A 20,072-nucleotide genomic window follows, 5' to 3' on the forward strand; every position below is an offset into this window, starting at 1 on the left:
CCTGAAAAGGCGAGGTGGATATGTTTATCCTTGAAACGCTGAATTTCGTTGTTGATATTTTAAAAGTCCCTTCAGTCCTGGTCGGGTTAATTGCCCTGATTGGTCTGGTGGCGCAGAAAAAAGCCTTTTCAGATGTGGTAAAAGGCACAATTAAAACCATTCTCGGCTTTATTGTACTGGGCGGCGGCGCAACCGTGCTGGTGGGCTCTTTAAATCCGCTCGGTGGTATGTTTGAGCACGCCTTTAATATTCAGGGCATTATTCCCAACAATGAAGCTATTGTGTCAATTGCCCTGGAAAAATATGGTGCCTCCACCGCGCTCATTATGGCTTTCGGGATGGTGGCGAATATTATTGTCGCGCGCTTTACCCGCCTGAAGTACATCTTCCTGACCGGGCATCACACCTTCTACATGGCGTGCATGATTGGCGTGATCCTGACGGTCGCAGGCTTCGAAGGGGTAGGGCTGGTCTTCACCGGTTCGTTGATCCTCGGCCTGATTATGGCCTTCTTCCCGGCGATTGCGCAGCGCTATATGAAGCGTATTACCGGCAACGATGAGATTGCCTTCGGTCATTTCGGCACGCTGGGCTACGTGCTGTCCGGCTGGATTGGCAGCAAGGTCGGTAAAGGCTCGCGCTCCACCGAAGAGATGAACCTGCCGAAGAACCTCAGCTTCCTGCGCGACAGTTCGATCTCCATCTCACTGACCATGATGATTATCTACCTGATTATGGCGGTGAGCGCCGGGCGTGAGTACGTGGAGGCCACCTTCAGCGGCGGCCAGAACTACCTGGTGTACGCCATCATTATGGCCATCACCTTCGCGGCAGGCGTGTTTATCATCTTGCAGGGCGTGCGCCTGATTCTGGCGGAAATTGTCCCGGCCTTTACCGGCTTCTCGGAAAAACTGGTGCCCAATGCGCGGCCTGCGCTGGACTGCCCGGTGGTCTACCCGTATGCGCCAAACGCGGTGCTGATTGGCTTCCTGTTCAGCTTCCTCGGCGGGATTGTAGGCTTGTTCATCTGCGGTCAGTTTAGCTGGGTGCTGATCCTGCCGGGCGTCGTGCCGCATTTCTTCACCGGTGCAACGGCGGGCGTGTTTGGGAACGCCACCGGCGGACGTCGTGGGGCGATGATTGGCGCCTTTGCTAACGGCCTGCTGATCACCTTCCTGCCGGTCCTGCTGCTGCCTGTTCTGGGCGCGATTGGCTTTGCGAATACGACCTTCTCGGACGCCGACTTTGGCGCCGTCGGGATTGTGCTCGGCAACCTGGCGCGCTTCCTGTCGCCGCTTGCCATCACCGGACTGGTTGTTGTGTTGTTTGCGCTGCTGGTGGCCTACAACGTCTTCGCTAAAAACAAACCTGCCAGCGGTAACGCGCAGGAAAACCCCGGAGCCAAATCATGAATGAAAATGAAATAACCGAACTGGCGCGTCAGATCCGCCTTGAGACGCTGAAATCCCTGACGCAGCTGGGTTTTGGTCACTACGGCGGCAGCATGTCAGTCGTTGAAACACTGGCCGTTCTGTACGGCGCGGTAATGAAAATTGACCCGGCCGATCCGGACTGGCCAGAGCGCGATTACTTTGTGCTGTCGAAGGGACATGCGGGCCCGGCGCTGTACAGCACGCTGGCGATTAAGGGCTACTTCCCGATTGAAGAGCTGAGCACGCTAAACCAGAACGGAACGCGTCTGCCAAGCCACCCGGATCGCCTGAAAACACGCGGCGTGGATGCCACCACCGGATCGCTGGGGCAGGGGATCTCCATTGCAGGCGGCATGGCGCTGTCGCACAAGCTGGCAGAAAGGCCAAACCGGGTGTTTTGCATCGTTGGCGACGGGGAGCTGAACGAAGGGCAGTGCTGGGAAGCCTTCCAGTTTATTGCTCACCATCGACTGAACAATCTGACGGTGTTCGTGGACTGGAACAAACAGCAGCTCGACGGCGAGCTGGACGAAATCATCAGCGCCTTCGATCTGGAAGGCAAATTCCGGGCCTTTGGTTTTGACGTGGTGACGGTGAAAGGGGACGACATTCCGGCGCTGCTGGAGGTGACCGCGCCGATCCCTGCGACCGATGCGCGTCCGCGGGTTGTGATCCTCGACAGCATCAAAGGGCAGGGGGTGCCATACCTGGAACAGCTCAGCAACTCGCATCACCTGCGATTAACTGAGGAGAGCAAAGCGGCGCTCAACGAGACGATTCGCCAACTGGAGGCTTCACATGATTAAGGTTGCACCGACAGTACAGAAAGATGCCGTTGAGATGCGTAAGGTCTATGCGGGTTTTGTGGCAAAACAGATTGAGGCCGGGAGCGAGATTATTGCGCTCGAAGCGGATCTGATGAGCTCGATGGCGATGGACGGCGTAGCGCGTGATTATCCACAGCACGTCATCAACTGCGGCATTATGGAGGCTAACGTGATTGGGACGGCCGCCGGGCTGTCGCTCACCGGACGTAAGCCGTTCGTCCATACCTTTACCGCCTTTGCCAGCCGTCGCTGCTTCGACCAGCTGTTTATGTCCCTGGACTACCAGTGCAATAATGTGAAGGTGATTGCCTCGGATGCGGGCGTGTCGGCCTGCCACAACGGCGGGACGCATATGTCGTTTGAGGATATGGGCATCGTGCGCGGTCTGGCGCATTCAGTAGTGCTGGAGGTGACCGATGCGGTGATGTTCGAAGATGTGCTGCGTCAGCTTATCGACCTGGAAGGCTTCTACTGGGTGCGGACCATCCGTAAACAGGCGCCGAGCGTCTATGTCCCGGGGTCAACCTTCACCATCGGCAAGGGCAACGTGCTGCGCGAGGGAACCGATATTACCCTGATTGCTAACGGCATTATGGTGGCGGAAGCGCTGGAGGCGGCGCGCCAGCTGGAGCAGGAGGGGGTAAGCGCAGCGGTCATCGACATGTTTACCCTGAAGCCCATCGATCGGATGCTGGTGAAAAATTATGCCGAGAAAACCAGGCGTATTGTGACCTGCGAAAACCACAGCATTCACAACGGGCTGGGGTCGGCGGTGGCGGAAGTGCTGGTGGAAACCTGTCCGGTGCCGATGCGGCGGGTTGGGGTGAAGGAGCGTTACGGTCAGGTAGGCACGCAGGACTTCCTGCAGAAGGAGTATGGCCTGACGGCACATGACATTGTGTCGGCGGCACGAGAGTTGCTGTAATAAAAAAGGCGACCGTTGAATGGTCGCCTTTTTTGCCGGATGGCGCTTCGCTTATCCGGCCTACAAAACCCTGGGCCCGGTAAGCGCTAGCGCCACCGGGCTTTTTAGCTTACTGCTGCTGCGAAGACTGGATCGCCGTCAGCGCGATGGTGTAGACGATATCGTCAACCAGCGCACCACGAGACAGGTCGTTCACAGGCTTGCGCATACCTTGCAGCATTGGCCCGATGGAGATCAGGTCTGCTGAACGCTGTACCGCTTTATAGGTGGTGTTACCGGTGTTCAGATCCGGGAAGATGAACACGGTAGCGCGACCTGCAACCGGCGAGTTAGGCGCTTTAGATTTCGCAACGTCAGCCATTACCGCGGCATCGTACTGGAGCGGGCCGTCGATCATCAGATCCGGACGTTTTTCCTGCGCAATGCGGGTCGCTTCACGGACTTTCTCTACGTCGCTGCCTGCACCAGAGGTACCGGTGGAGTAGGAGAGCATCGCGACGCGCGGTTCGATACCGAAGGCAGTCGCGGAGTCCGCAGACTGGATAGCGATTTCTGCCAGTTGCTCTGCGGTTGGGTCCGGGTTGATCGCGCAGTCGCCGTAAACGTAAACCTGTTCAGGCAGCAGCATGAAGAACACGGAGGAGACCAGAGAGCTGCCCGGTGCGGTTTTGATCAGCTGCAACGGTGGACGGATGGTGTTCGCGGTGGTGTGAACCGCACCGGAAACCAGGCCGTCAACTTCGTCCTGCTCCAGCATCAGCGTACCCAGCACGACGTTGTCTTCCAGCTGCTCGCGCGCAACGGCTTCGGTCATGCCCTTGTTCTTACGCAGCTCAACCAGGCGGGCAACGTAGCTTTCGCGAACCACTTCCGGGTCAACGATCTCAATGCCAGCGCCCAGCTCAACGCCCTGAGACGCCGCAACGCGGTTGATCTCATCCGGGTTACCCAGCAGCACACAGGTCGCGATACCGCGCTCTGCACAGATGGCCGCCGCTTTAACGGTACGTGGTTCGTCACCTTCTGGCAGAACCACGCGTTTGCCCGCTTTACGCGCCAGCTCGGTCAGCTGGTAACGGAAGGCTGGAGGAGACAGACGACGGCTGCGCTCGGACGTCGCCGTCAGGGATTCGATCCAGTCTGCGTTGATGTAGCCCGCAACGTATTCCTGAACTTTCTCGATACGCTCGTGGTCATCAACCGGCACTTCGAGGTTGAAGCTTTGCAGGCTCAGGGAGGTCTGCCAGGTGTTGGTGTTCACCATGAATACTGGCAGGCCAGTGGCGAACGCACGTTCGCACAGCTTGCTGACGCGCGGGTCCATCTCGTAGGCACCGGTCAGCAGGATCGCACCGATTTCCACGCCGTTCATCGCAGCCAGGCACGCTGCAACCAGCACGTCTGGACGGTCAGCAGAGGTCACCAGCAGGGAACCTGCGCGGAAGTGTTCCAGCATGTGCGGAATGCTGCGCGCGCAGAAGGTCACGGACTTCACGCGGCGGGTGTTGATATCGCCTTCGTTAACGATGGTGGCATTCAGGTGACGCGCCATATCGATTGCACGGGTGGCAATCAGATCGAAGCTCCATGGCACCGCACCCAGCACCGGCAGTGGGCTGGAATCCTGCAGCTTAGCCGGGTCAACTTTGATGACTTTCGCTTTGGAAGAGTCGTCGAAGATTTCGGACAGGTCAGGACGCGTACGGCCCTGCTCATCTACTGGCGCGTTCAGCTTGTTAACAATCACGCCGGTGATGCTGGTGTTTTTCGCACCGCCGAAGCTGCTGCGCGTCAGTTCGATACGCTCTTTCAGCTGCTCTGGGGTGTCAGTGCCCTGAGACATCACGAAAACAATCTCTGCGTTCAGGGTTTTCGCGATTTCAAAGTTCAGAGACTGGGCAAACTGGTGTTTACGGGTCGGGACCAGGCCTTCAACCAGCACCACTTCAGCGTCCTGCGCGTTTGCGTGGTAGTTGGCGATGATCTCTTCCATCAGCACGTCTTTCTGGTTGCTGGAGAGCAGAGATTCAACGTGGCTCATCTTCAGCGGTTCAGCCGCTGGCAGATTGGAGTTCTTACGAACGATGGAGGTGGTCTGGTCTGGCGCATCGCCACCGGCACGTGGCTGGGCGATAGGCTTAAAGACGCTCAGACGAACGCCTTTGCGTTCCATAGCGCGGATCACGCCGAGGCTGACGCTGGTCAGGCCGACGCTGGTTCCGGTAGGGATCAGCATAATAGTACGGGACACGGTTTATCCTCTTTCGTTACCGCCGCGTTGGGCGGGCTACAAAACAGCACCGCCAGCATTGCTGGCGGTGTGGAATCAGGCAGTCAGGCGGCACGCGTCTTGCGCGATGACCAGCTCTTCGTTAGTTGGGATAACGATAGCCGGGCGGGTGCCTTCTTTGTTGATGAAGCCAGACTTGCCGAAGCGGGCAGCCAGGTTACGCTCGTGATCGACTTCGAAGCCCAGTACGCCCAGTTTGCCCAGGGACAGCTCACGTACCATTGCCGCGTTCTCACCGATGCCGCCGGTGAAGATAACCGCGTCCAGACGACCGTCCATCAGCGCGGTGTAAGAACCGATGTACTTCGCCAGACGGTGGCAATAAACGTCCATTGCACGTTTAGCGTCAGCTTTTTCTGCGTAGTTGTCTTCAACGTAACGGCAGTCGCTGGTGACTTCGGTCAGACCCAGCAGGCCAGACTCTTTGGTCAGCATTTTGTTGATGTCGTCAACGCTCATGCCCAGGGTGTCGTGCAGGTGGAAGATGATCGCCGGGTCGATATCACCGGAACGGGTACCCATCACCAGACCTTCCAGCGGGGTCAGACCCATAGAGGTATCAACACACTTACCGTTGCGGATAGCAGAAACAGAACCACCGTTGCCCAGGTGGCAGGTGATGATGTTGACTTCTTCAACCGGCTTGTTCAGTACTTTTGCGGCTTCCTGAGTCACATAGAAGTGGCTGGTGCCGTGTGCGCCGTAGCGACGTACGCCGTGCTCTTTGTACAGGCTGTATGGCAGGGCATAGAGGTAAGACTCTTCCGGCATGGTCTGATGGAACGCGGTGTCAAACACGGCCACGTTTTTATCTTTCAGATTCGGGAAGGATTTCAGTGCTTCAGCGATACCGATCAGGTGAGCCGGGTTATGCAGCGGTGCGAAAGACGCAGAGTCTTTGATGCCCTGAATCACAGAGTCGTCGATTACCACGGAGCTGGTGTATTTTTCGCCGCCGTGGACGATACGGTGACCAATCGCAGTCAGCTGAGCAGACAGTTCTGGTTTTTGTGCCAGAATAGTGTTAACGATAAAGTTCAGCGCTTCACTGTGAGCGGCGCCTGCACCTAAAGCCGCTTCTTGTTTGCTGCCGTCCATCTTCCACTTGATACGTGCTTCAGGCAGATGGAAACATTCGGCCAAACCAGAGAGGTACTCATCACCGTTGAGCGCATCGATGATGGCGAATTTCAGTGAAGAGCTACCGCAGTTCAGAACCAGTACTAACTTACTCGACATGGAAGTACCTATAATTGATACGTGGCTAAAAAAACGTCAATGAGTCTAAAGCGTAACGCATGCTGACTCAGACATTTATGATTAACATCATGCCAAACGAACATTCTGGCAGGATGGAAGAAATACCTATGATTTTAAGCCATTTTGAACATTTTTCAGACAATGGCATAATATGCGATAATTTGACGAGTTAACGCTTCTCGTCTACGGCCTATCAGGCTGGCACAGGATACCCGATACGGGGTAGCGATGACAAAATATTTTGAACGTTGTCATAGCCTGTTGTGGTTTTGCACGAAAATTTTAATTTTTATATGTGAAGTTGAGGTACAGCCATGTCAACACCTGAAATCCCGTCCGTGAACTTTTTTAGTCTGTTTCGTCGGGGACAGCATTACGCAAAGACATGGCCGATGGAAAAGCGCCTCGCGCCCATGTTTATTGAAAATCGCACTATTCGCGCCACGCGCTATGCGATTCGCTTTATGCCCCCGATCGCCGTCTTTACTCTTTGCTGGCAAATTGCGCTGGGTGGACAGCTTGGACCTGCCGTCGCGACGGCGCTCTTTGCGTTAAGCCTGCCGATGCAGGGATTGTGGTGGTTAGGTAAACGTTCCGTCACGCCACTTCCGCCTTCTATTTTACACTGGTTTTATGAAGTGCGTGGAAAACTGGAGGAGGCCGGCCAGGCGCTCGCCCCGGTTGAAGGCAAGCCGGATTATCAGGCGCTGGCGGACACCCTCAAGCGCGCGTTTAAACAGCTTGATAAAACATTCCTCGATGACTTGTGATTGATCATCGAAACGACGACCAAAAGAAGGCACAGTAACAATCAGTTACCGTGTCTTTTTTTTACAGTGCAATGCGCTACAGGAGTCGAAAGATGGAAATGACCCATGCTCAACGTCTGATTTTGTCTAACCAGTACAAGATGATGACTATGCTTGATCCCGATAACGCTGCGCGCTACAGCCGCCTGCAAACCATTGTTGAACGTGGTTTTGGCTTGCAGATGCGCGAACTGGATCGCGAATTTGGCGAACTGAAAGAGGAAACCTGCCGTATCGTTATCGACATCATGGAGATGTACCATGCACTGCATGTGTCCTGGACCAATCTGAAAGACCAGCAGTCCATTGACGAGCGCCGCGTAACGTTCCTGGGCTTTGATGCCGCGACAGAAGCGCGCTATCTGAGCTATGTGCGCTTTATGGTGAACACCGAAGGGCGCTACACTCATTTTGATGCGGGTACGCACGGCTTCAACGCCCAGACCCCAATGTGGGATAAGTATCAACGTATGCTGAGCGCGTGGCACGCCTGTCCGCGTCAGTACCATTTAAGCAGCAACGAAATTCAACAAATCATTAATGCCTGACGGAGGTGCGTGTGCAGTGTAAAGGTTTTCTGTTTGATCTGGACGGTACGCTGGTGGATTCGCTGCCGGTAGTGGAGCGTTCCTGGTGTCATTGGGCCGACAGGCACGGCATTGACCATCAGGATGTACTGAATTTCATCCATGGCAAACAGGCCATTACCTCATTGCGGCACTTCCTGGCGGGACGTCCTGAGGAAGAGATTCAGGCGGAGTTCAAATATCTGGAGCAGATTGAAGCTACCGACACTGAGGGCATCACCGCGCTGCCCGGTGCGCGCGAATTGCTTGAGCATCTGAATGAAGCGCAGATCCCGTGGGCTATCGTCACCTCCGGCTCGGTTCCTGTCGCGCATGCCCGCCATAAGGCGGCCGGTTTACCGACGCCGGACGTCTTCATTACCGCTGAGCGCGTAAAGCGCGGCAAGCCCGAACCGGATGCGTTTCTGCTCGGCGCTGAACTGCTCGGCCTTGCGCCAGCGGAGTGCGTGGTGGTGGAAGACGCGGCGGCAGGCGTGCTGGCCGGGCTGAACGCCGGAAGCCACGTCATTGCCGTTAACGTCCCGGCGGGGTCCCCCCGGCTGGAGGAGGCGGATTTTGTGCTTAATACTCTGACCGCCATCGACGTCTCGAAGGCATCAGACGGCGTTGTAACCGTCTCGCTAAAAATGTAATCCCATGATATAGCCCCGCATTACCGGGGCTTTTTTATGGCAAAATTGCTTCTCCTCCACTGACAAGGACATGTTGTGAACGGTGAACTGATTTGGGTCCTGAGCCTGCTGTTAATCGCCATCATTCTTTTTGCCACGGGCAAGGTGCGCATGGATGCCGTCGCCCTGTTTGTGATTGTCGCGTTCGTTCTGAGCGGTACCCTTTCCCTGCCGGAAGCCTTTTCCGGGTTTAGCGATCCCAACGTTATTTTGATTGCCGCCCTGTTTATTATTGGCGACGGGCTGGTACGCACCGGCGTGGCGACAATGATGGGGTCGTGGCTGGTTAAAGTGGCGGGCAGCAGCGAAACCAAAATGCTGATTTACCTGATGCTGACGGTCGCCGGACTGGGTGCGTTTATGAGCTCGACGGGGGTCGTGGCCATCTTTATTCCGGTTGTGCTGAGCGTCTGCATGAGGATGCAGATCTCCCCGTCGCGGCTGATGATGCCGTTGAGCTTTGCCGGGCTCATCAGCGGCATGATGACGCTGGTCGCGACCCCGCCGAACCTCGTCGTGAACAGCGAACTGATCCGTGAGGGGCTTGAGGGGTTTAGCTTTTTCAGCGTCACGCCGATCGGGCTGGTTGTACTGGTGATGGGCATTATCTATATGCTGTTGACCCGTTTCGCGCTGAAAGGGGAGAAGCAGGACAAAGCCAAAGAGGGCTGGAAGCGGCGAACTTTTCGCGATTTGATCAAAGAGTACCGTCTGACCGGGCGCGCCCGTCGGCTGGCTATCCGCCCCGGTTCGCCGATGATAGGCCAGCGGCTGGACGACCTTAAGCTACGCGAACGCTATGGCGCGAACGTCATCGGGGTTGAGCGCTGGCGTCGTTTTCGTCGGGTAATCGTTAACGTGAATGGGGTGTCAGAGTTTCGCGCGCGTGACGTCCTGCTGATTGATATGTCCACCGCGGACGTGGATCTGCGAGAGTTTTGTAGCGAGCAACTGCTGGAGCCGATGGTGCTGCGCGGCGAGTATTTCTCCGACCGGGCGTTGGATGTGGGTATGGCCGAGGTGTCTCTAATCCCGGAATCGGAGTTATTGGGCAAAACCGTGCGCGAAATCGGCTTTCGTACCCGCTATGGCCTCAACGTGGTGGGCCTGAAGCGCGATGGCGTAGCCCTTGAAGGGGCGGTGGTGGATGAGCCGATCCTGCTGGGGGATATCTTCCTCGTGGTCGGCAACTGGAAACTGATAAGCCAGCTCGGGCAGAAAGGCCGCGATTTTGTGGTGCTGAATATGCCGATTGAAGAGAGTGACGCGTCACCGGCGCACAGTCAGGCGCCCCATGCGATTTTTTGCCTGGTTTTGATGGTCGCGTTGATGCTGACGGACGAGATCCCTAACCCGGTGGCGGCGATAATCGCCTGTCTGTTAATGGGCAAATTCCGCTGTATCGACGCCGAAAGCGCTTACAAAGCGATTCACTGGCCAAGCATCATTCTCATCGTTGGGATGATGCCCTTCGCCCTGGCGCTACAGAAAACCGGCGGGGTGGATTTGATCGTAAAAGGCTTAATGGACGCGGGCGGGGGATATGGTCCGTACCTGATGATGGTTTGCCTGTTCGTCATGTGCGCCACCATTGGTTTGTTCATCTCCAATACCGCAACGGCGGTGCTGATGGCGCCTATTGCGCTGGCGATGGCAAAATCGATGGGCGTTTCGCCCTATCCGTTTGCGATGGTGGTAGCGATGGCGGCGTCCGCGGCATTTATGACGCCGGTATCTTCCCCGGTCAATACCCTGGTGCTGGGGCCGGGAAACTATCGATTCAGCGATTTTGTAAAGCTGGGCGTGCCGTTCACCGTGCTGGTGATGCTGGTATGCGTGGTGCTGATTCCGGTGTTATTCCCGTTTTGAGAACATCGCCGGGTGGCGGCTACGCCTTACCCGGCCTACGTGATTCGTAGGCCCTGCAAGCGCAGCGCCGCTGGGCGAAAAACTACAGCGGCGAATCCTGACTGATCTCATCCAGCGACAAATGGAAGCTCGGCACAAACACCTGCATAAAGTAATCCATCTCTTCGCTACGGCGGGAGTCGAGCGTTTTCTCCAGGCGCGTTTTCGCCAGCAGGAACTCGTTATTCCCCGCGGATAACTCTTCCAGACATTTCAGGTAGGCGCACAGCGCATCGGCCTGCTTAACCAGGGATTTCTCCTCTTCCGTATACTGATGCTCGTCGATCAGCGGCCCGAAGATATCACGCAGCTCATCAGGCACCATATCGATCAGCTTCTGCTGGGCAATCTTCTCAATGGCCTTATATTCCTGGGCAATCTGCGAGTTGAAATATTTCACCGGCGTAGGCAGATCCCCGGTCAGCACTTCCGATGCATCGTGGTACAACGCCAGCAGGGCGATACGTTCGGCATTAACCTGCCCGTTGAATTTGCGGTTTTTAATTGCTGCCAGCGCATGAGCGACCATAGCAACCTGCAAACTGTGCTCAGACACATTTTCAGTGCGCACGTTGCGCATCAGCGGCCAGCGGTTGATGAGTTTCAGGCGGGAGAGGTGGGCAAAGAAATGACTCTGACTCATAGGTTACCTTATGTCTTCACTGCGACGGACTTCATTGTGCGGGGAGGGGAGGGAAGATGCAAATTTGCAGATGTTACAGGCCGGGTAAGCGCAGCGCCACCCGGCGGAAAGTCAGCGTTACTGATGGTACCCCGAAAGGAATCGCCCGAAGCGGCTGATGGCCATTTCGAGATCGTCTTCGCGCGGCAGGGTTACAATACGCACGTGATCCGGCCACGGCCAGTTAAACGCCGTCCCCTGAACCAGCAGCACTTTTTCCTGCAACAGGAAGTCGAGCACCATTTTCTGGTCGTCGTGAATATTGAAGCGCTTCGCGTCGATTTTCGGGAACATATACAGCGCGCCGTTAGGCTTCACGCAGGAGACGCCCGGAATATCATTAATTAATTCCCATGCACGGTTGCGCTGTTCATAGAGGCGGCCGCCTGGAACGATAAACTCGCTGATGCTTTGATAGCCCCCGAGTGCTGTCTGGATCGCATGTTGCGCCGGTACGTTGGCGCACAGACGCATGGATGCCAGCATCTCCAGCCCTTCAATGTAGCCTTTCGCATGTTTTTTCGGACCGTTCAGTACCATCCAGCCCTGACGGAAACCGGCAACGCGGTAAGTTTTAGACAGTCCGTTAAAGGTGACCGTCAGCAGATCGGGCGCCAGCGCGGCGATAGAGTGGTGCTGCGCCGCGTCGTACAGGATCTTGTCGTAAATCTCGTCGGCAAAGATGATCAGGTTGTGCAGGCGGGCGATCTCGACGATCTCCATCAGCAGCTCTTTTGAATAGACCGCGCCCGTCGGGTTATTCGGGTTAATGATCACGATTCCCCGGGTGCGCGGTGTTATTTTGGCGCGAATGTCATCCAGATCCGGGAACCAGTCCGACGATTCATCGCAAAGATAGTGCACCGCTTTACCGCTGGAGAGCGATACCGCAGCCGTCCACAGCGGATAGTCTGGAGCGGGAACCAGCATTTCATCGCCGCTGTTCAGGAGCGCCTGCATCGCCTGAACGATCAGCTCCGAGACACCGTTGCCAATGTAGATATCTTCAACGGTGACGTCGCGCATACCGCGAGCCTGATAGTGCTGCATAATGGCTTTACGGGCGGAATAAAGCCCTTTTGAATCGCAGTAGCCTTGTGCAGTGGGCAGGTTACGGATCACATCCACCAGGATCTCATCCGGCGCTTCAAAACCAAATGGCGCGGGGTTGCCGATGTTGAGTTTCAGAACCTTATTGCCTTCCTCTTCAAGGCGTTTTGCCTCTTTGAGTACCGGGCCACGGATGTCGTAACAGACGTTGTCGAGCTTGCTGGATTTTTCGATAGGGGACATGAACCTTTAACCTTTTCGCTATTATTGCAACTTCCTGCCGTGGAAGCAGCACGGAACAATGTACTCCCACCGCGCTTCGTTTTGAAGGGCGCACAGAAGAAGATTTTGTCCAACCAGGCAGCACTGCTGTGATTGCTTAATCTAATGATGGAGTGATTTTGCGCCTGAAATTACCGTGAAAACGCTTATTGTTGGGTTTTTTATGCTGAAAGTTTCACATAAATATTAATATTATTCTGATTTAAATAAAAAGACGATCCGGGCTGAAGCGTTAGTCCCCCTGAGTGACCATTCGTAAAACCTGAATGCTGAGATACAGTTTGCTCTATTAGCAAAGCCAGGTTAAAAGTTACTCATGTGAAATTAATGTTAAGTGTTATTAATGAATGGCCTGAATCTAAATTAAACTTTATTTATTATTAACGACGAAAATGCAACTTTCGTTAATTTTAATAAAAAGAGTGTAGTTGCTTATCATTGGCGTTAAATCCGTTATATTGCAATAAGACTTATAAATATAGTGGATTTGGGTTAAGATGTGTTTTGGGAATGCAGCGTAGCGATAGGCCTGTTACGTATATCAGCTTCTGCCTTCCTGTATTAATCGATTGTTATTGTTAAAGTAATCTCTGGCTGATTGGGTAAGTCACATCTTGCTACGCTGGCAACGCTGCGATATAGATGGCAGAAAACATGTCTTACTCTTAATGGAATTTACATCTACCTTCAGATAACGAAATATCCTGAACGCAAGAGAATAAAAATAACGTCATGAAACGTGATTTCTGACTGTTGATATACCAAAGTACAATAACTATCTGTCAGGCAGTCTGCCGGGCCGGGACGCGAGGGAAACTCTTCAGAAGGAATTGCTTAACTGTTACACACAGCTTCAACCCGGGCAGCTCCGCACGAGCAACCTGAAAGTGAAAAGATATGATAAATGCAAATCGTCCGATAATGAATCTCGACCTCGATCTGCTGAGAACGTTTGTTGCGGTCGCCGATCTCAACACTTTTGCAGCAGCTGCTGCCGCCGTTTGCCGTACCCAGTCCGCCGTGAGTCAGCAAATGCAGCGGCTGGAACAACTGGTTGGTAAAGAGCTTTTTGCGCGTCATGGACGTAATAAGCTTTTAACAGAACATGGTATTCAGCTTCTGGGTTATGCCAGAAAGATACTGCGCTTTAATGATGAAGCCTGTATGTCATTAATGTTTAGCAACCTTCAGGGAGTGTTAACATTAGGGGCGTCAGATGAATCAGCAGATACCATTTTGCCCTTCCTTCTCAACCGAATTAGCTCGGTTTATCCGAAGCTTGCCCTGGACGTTAGCGTTAAACGCAATGCCTTCATGGTTGAGATGCTGAAAGAAAACGAGGTTGACCTGGTGGTCACCACGCATCGACCTGGCCAGTATGACTGCCTGACGCTGCGTACTTCTCCTACGCACTGGTACTGTGCCGCGGAGTACGTATTGCAAAAAGGTGAGCCAATACCCCTGGTCCTGCTGGACGATCCTAGTCCGTTCCGCGATATGGTGCTGACTGCGCTCAACGAAGCCAGTATTCCGTGGCGCCTGGCGTACGTTGCGTCAACGTTGCCTGCGGTACGAGCGGCAGTGAAGGCCGGACTTGGCGTAACAGCCCGTCCGGTGGAGATGATGAGCCCCGATCTGCGTGTGCTGGGTCAATCTGAGGGACTCCCGTCGTTGCCGGATACGGAGTACCTGCTGTGCCATAATGCCGCCAGCAACAACGAGCTAGCGAAAGTGGTATTCGAGGCAATGGAAAACTACCACAATCCATGGCAGTACGCGCCTGTTACTCCGGAAGGAGGGGATGACTCCCTGATTGTGGAAAGGGATTTTGAGTGATCATTCCCCCAAAATTCTCGTAACAAAATGTAAGTGCAAAAAAGAGCCACTCGCATGATTTTTTCCTGCGAGTGGTTTTTTTTGCTATTCATAACCGCGAACGGAGCAGGGTTAAAGCAAATACCGCTTATTTATCAATGCAGAAAATGCTTTTGGTTAAGTTGTAAACGATACCTCTTCTAACTTGCTTAATACCCCGCCGATGTTAAAAAAACAGGAAATATGTTGCTGTTTTTTTGATTGAATTAACAAAAGCGTGTCTCAGATCAAGAAAATACTCCCATTTGGGGGGAGGAATCGTTGGCAAATCCTGTCAAAATAGGAGGGTTATTTTTTTTACTTCCAAAACGGACACGATTCAACAAGATGCATTTGACGTAAAGTCATGTACCCACCAGGGTTAAAGGGCACCAAATGTTAATGAGAATCGCACGTTGTAATTTAATGTGAAGAAACCTTTGTTAAAGTTGACAAAAGGTTATAGAAAGGAGTAAAAAACCCCATCATTTTGCTGTCTATGTCTCATTTCTGACAGTTAGTGTAAGGTTATTTTGTTCCTCCCCATGAATCGATGTGATGCCCATCTGCCAGCAAGAGCAGTGTCGTCGGTATCACTTTTGATGAGTAAGCAATGAGTATGTCAACATCCACAGAAGTCATCGCTCATCACTGGGCATTCGCAATCTTTCTTATTGTAGCCATTGGCCTGTGCTGCCTGATGTTAGTCGGCGGCTGGTTCCTGGGCGGTCGCGCCCGCGCAAGGCACAAAAACACACCTTTCGAATCAGGTATTGATTCAGTAGGTACCGCTCGCTTACGCCTGTCTGCCAAGTTCTACCTGGTAGCCATGTTCTTCGTCATTTTCGACGTGGAAGCGCTTTACCTCTTCGCGTGGTCTACCTCCATTCGCGAAAGTGGTTGGGTGGGCTTTGTCGAGGCCGCAATTTTCATTTTAGTGTTACTGGCCGGTCTGGTTTATCTGGTGCGTATTGGCGCGCTGGACTGGACACCTGTGCGTTCACGCCGTGAACACATCAACCCGGAAAACAGTATCTCTAATCGTCAGCAGTAACAGCGAGGCAATAAGATGGATTATACGCTCACCCGCATAGATCCTAACGGTGAGAATGACCGTTACCCCCTGCAAAAACAGGAGATCGTTACCGACCCCCTGGAGCAAGAAGTCAACAAAAGCGTGTACATGGGCAAACTCGAACATGCCATGCACGATATGGTCAACTGGGGTCGTAAGAACTCCATCTGGCCATACAACTTTGGCCTTTCTTGCTGCTACGTTGAAATGGTGACGTCATTCACTGCGGTGCATGACGTTGCGCGTTTTGGGGCCGAGGTACTGCGTGCTTCTCCACGTCAGGCTGACCTGATGGTGGTGGCCGGGACCTGCTTTACCAAGATGGCACCGGTTATTCAGCGTCTTTATGACCAGATGCTGGAGCCAAAATGGGTAATATCCATGGGCGCATGTGCAAACTCCGGCGGTATGTACGACATTTATTCCGTTGTGCAGGGCGTTGATAAGTTCATTCCGGTGGATGTGTACATCCCGGGCTGCCCGCCGCGTCCAGAGGCCTATATGCAGGCGCTGATGCTGCTGCAGGAGTCAATCGGTAAAGAACGCCGTCCGCTCTCCTGGGTTGTTGGCGATCAAGGTGTCTATCGCGCGAACATGCAGTCTGAGCGCGAGCGTAAACGTGGTGAACGTATTGCCGTCACCAACCTGCGTACGCCTGACGAAATTTAATTTGCGCCTGTGGGCCTGGAGAACACCTTCGCATATCACTACTCAAATAGCGCGAAGCCAGGCTTAACAGTCACCACGGACCATTTGCAATGGTGAACAATATGACCGACTTAACCGCGCAAGAAGCCGCCTGGCAGACCCGGGATCATCTCGATGACCCCGTCATTGGCGAACTGCGCAACCGTTTTGGGCCGGATGCCTTTACTGTTCAGGCCACCCGCACCGGGGTACCCGTTGTTTGGGTGAAGCGTGAGCAATTACTGGAAGTTGTCGATTTCCTCAAGAAATTGCCAAAACCTTACGTCATGCTGTTTGACTTACACGGCATGGACGAACGTCTGAGAACGCACCGCCAGGGTCTCCCTGCTGCGGATTTTTCCGTTTTCTACCACCTGATCTCAATAGACCGCAACACGGATATCATGCTCAAGGTGGCATTGTCTGAAAACGACATGCATCTGCCGACGATCACCAAACTTTTCCCAAACGCTAACTGGTACGAGCGTGAAACCTGGGAAATGTTCGGCATGACCTTCGACGGCCACCCGCATCTGACGCGCATCATGATGCCGCAGACCTGGACCGGCCACCCGCTGCGTAAAGACTACCCGGCACGCGCCACCGAATTCGACCCGTTTGAGCTGACCAAAGCCAAGCAGGATCTGGAGATGGAAGCGCTGACCTTCAAGCCGGAAGACTGGGGCATGAAGCGCGGCACCGAAAACGAGGACTTCATGTTCCTTAACCTCGGTCCAAACCACCCGTCTGCGCACGGTGCATTCCGTATTATTCTTCAGCTTGACGGCGAAGAGATTGTCGACTGCGTGCCTGACATTGGCTACCACCACCGTGGTGCTGAGAAGATGGGCGAGCGTCAGTCCTGGCACAGCTACATTCCGTATACCGACCGTATCGAATACCTCGGCGGCTGCGTAAACGAGATGCCATACGTGCTGGCTGTTGAGAAACTGGCAGGCATCACCGTCCCGGATCGCGTTAACGTGATTCGCGTGATGCTGTCTGAACTGTTCCGTATTAACAGCCACCTGCTGTACATCTCCACGTTCATTCAGGACGTCGGCGCGATGACGCCGGTCTTCTTCGCCTTTACCGACCGTCAGAAAATCTACGATCTGGTGGAAGCGATTACCGGTTTCCGTATGCACCCGGCCTGGTTCCGCATCGGCGGCGTGGCGCACGATCTGCCGCGCGGCTGGGACCGCCTGCTGCGTGAATTCCTCGACTGGATGCCGAAACGTCTGGCGTCTTACGAGAAAGCCGCGCTGCGTAACTCCATCCTGAAAGGCCGCTCCCAGGGCGTTGCCGCCTACGGCGCGAAAGAGGCGCTGGAGTGGGGGACCACAGGTGCTGGCCTGCGCGCAACCGGGATTGATTTCGACGTGCGTAAAGCCCGTCCTTACTCTGGCTACGAGAATTTCGACTTTGAAGTCCCGGTTGGCGGCGGCGTTTCCGACTGCTACACCCGCGTGATGCTGAAAGTGGAAGAGCTGCGCCAGAGCCTGCGCATCCTTGAGCAGTGCCTCAACAACATGCCGGAAGGCCCGTTCAAGGCGGATCACCCGCTGACGACGCCGCCACCGAAAGAGCGCACGCTGCAACATATCGAAACCCTGATCACCCACTTCTTGCAGGTTTCCTGGGGCCCGGTCATGCCGGCACAAGAATCCTTCCAGATGATTGAAGCGACCAAGGGTATCAACAGCTACTACCTCACCAGCGACGGCAGCACCATGAGCTACCGTACCCGCGTGCGTACGCCAAGCTTTGCGCACCTGCAGCAGATCCCGGCCGCCATTCGCGGCAGTCTGGTCTCCGACCTGATTGTGTATCTGGGTAGTATCGATTTTGTTATGTCAGATGTGGACCGCTAATTATGCACGAGAATCAACAACCACAAACCGAGGCTTTTGAGCTGAGTGAAGCAGAGCGTGCCGCCATTGAGCACGAGATGCACCACTACGAAGACCCGCGTGCGGCGTCCATTGAAGCGCTGAAAATCGTACAGAAACAGCGTGGTTGGGTGCCGGATGGGGCGATCTATGAGATCGCAAAAGTGCTGGGCATTCCGGCGAGTGACGTAGAAGGCGTAGCCACGTTCTACAGCCAGATCTTTCGTCAGCCGGTCGGCCGCCATGTGATCCGCTACTGTGACAGCGTTGTCTGCCACATTACCGGTTATCAGGGCATTCAGGCTGCGATTGAGAAGAAACTTAATATTAAGCCGGGCCAGACCACGTTCGACGGACGCTTTACCCTGCTGCCAACCTGCTGCCTGGGTAACTGCGACAAGGGACCGACCATGATGATTGATGAGGACACTCACAGCCATCTGACGCCGGAAGCGATTCCTGACCTGCTGGAGCAGTACAAATGAAAACTGTAATTCGTACTGCTGAGACGCATCCGCTGACCTGGCGTCTGCGCGATGACAAACAGCCGGTCTGGCTCGACGAATATCAGAGCAAAAACGGCTATGCCGGTGCGCGTAAAGCCCTCGGCGGCATGGCGCCAGACGACATTGTTAATGCGGTAAAAGATTCTGGCCTGAAAGGGCGCGGCGGTGCGGGCTTCTCCACCGGTCTGAAGTGGAGCCTGATGCCGAAAGATGAATCCATGAACATCCGTTACCTGCTGTGTAACGCCGATGAAATGGAGCCGGGTACCTATAAAGACCGCCTGCTGATGGAACAGCTGCCGCACCTGCTGGTGGAAGGCATGCTGATCTCAGCGTTCGCGCTGAAAGCGTACCGTGGCTACATCTTCCTGCGCGGTGAATACATCGAAGCGGCTGAAAACCTGCGTCGCGCGATTGCCGAAGCCACTGAAGCCGGACTGCTGGGTAAAAACATCCTGGGCACCGGGTTTGACTTCGAGCTATTCGTGCACACCGGTGCCGGGCGTTATATCTGCGGTGAAGAAACCGCGCTGATTAACTCCCTGGAAGGCCGCCGCGCGAACCCGCGCTCCAAGCCACCGTTCCCGGCAAGCTCCGGCGTGTGGGGTAAACCGACCTGTGTAAACAACGTCGAAACCCTGTGTAACGTTCCGGCTATCCTTGCGAACGGCGTGGAGTGGTATCAGGGCATCTCATCAAGTAAAGATGCCGGTACCAAGCTAATGGGCTTCTCCGGTCGCGTGAAGAATCCTGGCGTCTGGGAGCTGCCGTTCGGCACCACCGCACGTGAAATTCTTGAAGACTACGCCGGCGGCATGCGCGATGGCCTGAAATTCAAAGCCTGGCAGCCGGGTGGGGCAGGGACAGACTTCTTAACCGAAGCCCACCTTGACCTGCCAATGGAGTTCGAAAGCATTGGTAAAGCAGGCAGCCGTCTGGGTACCGCGCTGGCGATGGCCGTCGACCACGAGATCGGCATGGTATCCCTGGTGCGTAACCTGGAAGAGTTCTTCGCCCGCGAGTCCTGCGGCTGGTGTACACCATGCCGTGACGGTCTGCCGTGGAGCGTGAAGATCCTGCGCGCTATCGAACGTGGCGAAGGCCAGCCTGGCGATATCGAGACACTTGAGCAACTGTGTCGATTCTTAGGGCCAGGTAAAACCTTCTGTGCCCACGCACCGGGTGCCGTCGAGCCGCTGCAGAGCGCGATTAAATATTTCCGCGACGAATTCGAAGCAGGCATCAAGCAGCCGTTCAGCAATACCCATTCTATCAATGGTATTCAGCCGAACCTGCTGAAAGCACGCTGGTAAAAACAGAATTTTGATTAACGC

17 protein-coding genes are annotated in these 20,072 nt (G+C 54.6%); 13 read left to right on the forward strand and 4 right to left on the reverse strand.

The features are described from left to right. Positions 1-20 precede the first annotated feature (20 nt). Genes AC4OVS_RS06960 through AC4OVS_RS06970 form a run of 3 tightly spaced genes read left to right on the forward strand, consistent with a single transcriptional unit; the run spans position 21 to position 3,185 of the window. Positions 21-1,412 carry a PTS ascorbate transporter subunit IIC gene (locus tag AC4OVS_RS06960; RefSeq protein WP_017383437.1) on the forward strand — a complete coding sequence of 464 codons (1,392 nt, stop codon included), beginning with the start codon at positions 21-23 and terminating at the stop codon, positions 1,410-1,412. Continuing rightward, positions 1,409-2,239 (forward strand): transketolase, encoded by an 831-nt coding sequence (locus tag AC4OVS_RS06965; RefSeq protein ID WP_023300630.1) that lies wholly within the window; start codon positions 1,409-1,411, stop codon positions 2,237-2,239. The genes AC4OVS_RS06960 and AC4OVS_RS06965 overlap by 4 nt, the downstream gene beginning before the upstream one ends. Next, complete coding sequence (locus AC4OVS_RS06970; RefSeq protein ID WP_491922284.1) at positions 2,232-3,185, forward strand: transketolase family protein; 954 nt, start codon at positions 2,232-2,234, stop codon at positions 3,183-3,185. The genes AC4OVS_RS06965 and AC4OVS_RS06970 overlap by 8 nt, the downstream gene beginning before the upstream one ends. A gap of 109 nt (positions 3,186-3,294) precedes the next feature. Here AC4OVS_RS06970 and pta read toward each other — a convergent pair whose 3' ends face one another. Both pta and ackA read right to left on the reverse strand, forming a co-directional pair. Continuing rightward, a complete protein-coding gene (gene pta / locus AC4OVS_RS06975; protein ID WP_022648836.1) occupies positions 3,295-5,436 on the reverse strand; it encodes a phosphate acetyltransferase in 2,142 nt (713 codons plus the stop codon). Positions 5,437-5,511: 75 nt separating this feature from the next. Then, positions 5,512-6,714 (reverse strand): acetate kinase, encoded by a 1,203-nt coding sequence (ackA, locus tag AC4OVS_RS06980; RefSeq protein WP_022648835.1) that lies wholly within the window; start codon positions 6,712-6,714, stop codon positions 5,512-5,514. Positions 6,715-7,049: 335 nt separating this feature from the next. Between ackA and yfbV the strand changes: the two genes are divergently transcribed. The 4 genes from yfbV (at position 7,050) to AC4OVS_RS07000 (ending at position 10,671) form a co-directional block, all read left to right on the forward strand. After that, a complete protein-coding gene (yfbV, locus tag AC4OVS_RS06985) occupies positions 7,050-7,505 on the forward strand; it encodes a terminus macrodomain insulation protein YfbV (RefSeq protein WP_003861459.1) in 456 nt (151 codons plus the stop codon). Between the two features lie 92 nt (positions 7,506-7,597). Further along, positions 7,598-8,092 (forward strand): YfbU family protein, encoded by a 495-nt coding sequence (locus AC4OVS_RS06990; protein WP_008502874.1) that lies wholly within the window; start codon positions 7,598-7,600, stop codon positions 8,090-8,092. An 11-nt stretch (positions 8,093-8,103) separates the two neighbouring features. Then, the gene (locus AC4OVS_RS06995) at positions 8,104-8,763 is read left to right on the forward strand and encodes a sugar phosphatase (protein WP_022648834.1); all 660 of its coding nucleotides are present in this window, start codon (positions 8,104-8,106) and stop codon (positions 8,761-8,763) included. A 75-nt stretch (positions 8,764-8,838) separates the two neighbouring features. After that, positions 8,839-10,671 (forward strand): SLC13 family permease, encoded by a 1,833-nt coding sequence (locus tag AC4OVS_RS07000; protein ID WP_022648833.1) that lies wholly within the window; start codon positions 8,839-8,841, stop codon positions 10,669-10,671. Between the two features lie 82 nt (positions 10,672-10,753). On the opposite strand, the gene yfbR is transcribed toward AC4OVS_RS07000, so the two are convergent. Further along, a complete protein-coding gene (yfbR, locus tag AC4OVS_RS07005) occupies positions 10,754-11,353 on the reverse strand; it encodes a 5'-deoxynucleotidase (protein WP_022648832.1) in 600 nt (199 codons plus the stop codon). A gap of 117 nt (positions 11,354-11,470) precedes the next feature. After that, positions 11,471-12,685: an alanine transaminase AlaA gene (gene alaA / locus AC4OVS_RS07010; protein ID WP_022648831.1), complete on the reverse strand. Its 1,215-nt coding sequence runs from the start codon at positions 12,683-12,685 to the stop codon at positions 11,471-11,473. Positions 12,686-13,621: 936 nt separating this feature from the next. Between alaA and lrhA the strand changes: the two genes are divergently transcribed. The 6 genes from lrhA (at position 13,622) to nuoF (ending at position 20,051) form a co-directional block, all read left to right on the forward strand. Further along, positions 13,622-14,560: a transcriptional regulator LrhA gene (lrhA, locus tag AC4OVS_RS07015; RefSeq protein ID WP_032622483.1), complete on the forward strand. Its 939-nt coding sequence runs from the start codon at positions 13,622-13,624 to the stop codon at positions 14,558-14,560. Positions 14,561-15,191: 631 nt separating this feature from the next. Continuing rightward, on the forward strand, positions 15,192-15,632 hold the full coding sequence (nuoA, locus tag AC4OVS_RS07020) for an NADH-quinone oxidoreductase subunit NuoA (protein ID WP_003861475.1): 441 nt from the start codon (positions 15,192-15,194) through the stop codon (positions 15,630-15,632). Between the two features lie 15 nt (positions 15,633-15,647). Further along, complete coding sequence (gene nuoB, locus AC4OVS_RS07025; protein ID WP_003861482.1) at positions 15,648-16,322, forward strand: NADH-quinone oxidoreductase subunit NuoB; 675 nt, start codon at positions 15,648-15,650, stop codon at positions 16,320-16,322. Positions 16,323-16,411: 89 nt separating this feature from the next. Then, positions 16,412-18,214, forward strand: a complete 1,803-nt coding sequence (gene nuoC / locus AC4OVS_RS07030; RefSeq protein ID WP_003861484.1) for an NADH-quinone oxidoreductase subunit C/D — start codon at positions 16,412-16,414, stop codon at positions 18,212-18,214. Between the two features lie 2 nt (positions 18,215-18,216). Next, positions 18,217-18,717 carry an NADH-quinone oxidoreductase subunit NuoE gene (nuoE, locus tag AC4OVS_RS07035; protein WP_006176513.1) on the forward strand — a complete coding sequence of 167 codons (501 nt, stop codon included), beginning with the start codon at positions 18,217-18,219 and terminating at the stop codon, positions 18,715-18,717. Beyond that, positions 18,714-20,051, forward strand: a complete 1,338-nt coding sequence (nuoF, locus tag AC4OVS_RS07040) for an NADH-quinone oxidoreductase subunit NuoF (RefSeq protein ID WP_006811381.1) — start codon at positions 18,714-18,716, stop codon at positions 20,049-20,051. The genes nuoE and nuoF overlap by 4 nt, the downstream gene beginning before the upstream one ends. The last annotated feature ends 21 nt before the right edge of the window (positions 20,052-20,072 follow it).

It is taken from the genome of Enterobacter sp. 4974935, from assembly GCF_058661735.1.

Excerpts from the sequence above, each read along its gene's own strand:
- AC4OVS_RS06960 (WP_017383437.1), top strand. The coding sequence starts at position 21 with ATGTTTATCCTTGAAACGCTGAATTTCGTTGTTGATATTTTAAAAGTC.
- AC4OVS_RS06965 (WP_023300630.1), top strand. The coding sequence starts at position 1,409 with ATGAATGAAAATGAAATAACCGAACTGGCGCGTCAGATCCGCCTTGAG.
- AC4OVS_RS06970 (WP_491922284.1), top strand. The coding sequence starts at position 2,232 with ATGATTAAGGTTGCACCGACAGTACAGAAAGATGCCGTTGAGATGCGT.
- ackA (WP_022648835.1), bottom strand. The coding sequence starts at position 6,714 with ATGTCGAGTAAGTTAGTACTGGTTCTGAACTGCGGTAGCTCTTCACTG.
- yfbV (WP_003861459.1), top strand. The coding sequence starts at position 7,050 with ATGTCAACACCTGAAATCCCGTCCGTGAACTTTTTTAGTCTGTTTCGT.
- AC4OVS_RS06990 (WP_008502874.1), top strand. The coding sequence starts at position 7,598 with ATGGAAATGACCCATGCTCAACGTCTGATTTTGTCTAACCAGTACAAG.
- yfbR (WP_022648832.1), bottom strand. The coding sequence starts at position 11,353 with ATGAGTCAGAGTCATTTCTTTGCCCACCTCTCCCGCCTGAAACTCATC.
- alaA (WP_022648831.1), bottom strand. The coding sequence starts at position 12,685 with ATGTCCCCTATCGAAAAATCCAGCAAGCTCGACAACGTCTGTTACGAC.
- lrhA (WP_032622483.1), top strand. The coding sequence starts at position 13,622 with ATGATAAATGCAAATCGTCCGATAATGAATCTCGACCTCGATCTGCTG.
- nuoA (WP_003861475.1), top strand. The coding sequence starts at position 15,192 with ATGAGTATGTCAACATCCACAGAAGTCATCGCTCATCACTGGGCATTC.
- nuoB (WP_003861482.1), top strand. The coding sequence starts at position 15,648 with ATGGATTATACGCTCACCCGCATAGATCCTAACGGTGAGAATGACCGT.
- nuoC (WP_003861484.1), top strand. The coding sequence starts at position 16,412 with ATGGTGAACAATATGACCGACTTAACCGCGCAAGAAGCCGCCTGGCAG.
- nuoE (WP_006176513.1), top strand. The coding sequence starts at position 18,217 with ATGCACGAGAATCAACAACCACAAACCGAGGCTTTTGAGCTGAGTGAA.
- nuoF (WP_006811381.1), top strand. The coding sequence starts at position 18,714 with ATGAAAACTGTAATTCGTACTGCTGAGACGCATCCGCTGACCTGGCGT.